1 protein-coding gene and 1 pseudogene are annotated in these 478 nt (G+C 39.5%); both read left to right on the plus strand.

Annotated elements, in window-relative coordinates; all coding sequences use genetic code 11:
• Positions 1-247 (plus strand): annotated as a pseudogene (locus tag A3766_RS32175) (microcin ABC transporter ATP-binding protein); the annotation flags it as partial.
• A 101-nt stretch (positions 248-348) separates the two neighbouring features.
• The coding region (locus A3766_RS32180) for an SDR family oxidoreductase (protein ID WP_369808649.1) at positions 349-478 on the plus strand (130 nt) is incomplete at its 3' end.

The following is a 478-nucleotide window of genomic DNA, read 5'->3' on the forward strand; positions in this document are numbered from 1 at the left end:
AACATCTGCTTTAGATCGTACTGTCCAAAACCAAGTGATAGATTTGCTGAGACACCTTCAGGAAAAGTACCAAATCGCCTACTTATTCATTAGTCACGACCTCGCAGTCGTACGAGCATTAAGTCACAGAGTATTAGTTATGCGCCATGGAGACGTTATCGAAGAAAACGACTGTGAAACTCTTTTTGACGCACCTCAACATGACTATACAAAAAACTTATTAGATGCGGCCTATTTTTATTCATAAAAATATCTCAGCAAGTGGTATATTCTTAACATCAGCATAGATTAATTGCGAGCTACCTTCTCGCTTAGACAGCACTTTCAATTGGTTCCAGGTAATAGATTATGGGTTTCTTAGCAGGTAAAAAAGTTCTTATAGTTGGCATTGCAAGCAAGCTATCGATTGCAACCGGTATCGCTAATGCCTTTCACCGAGAAGGCGCAGAAATAGCGTTAACCTATCAAAACGAGAAGT

This window comes from Oleiphilus sp. HI0132, assembly GCF_001635845.1.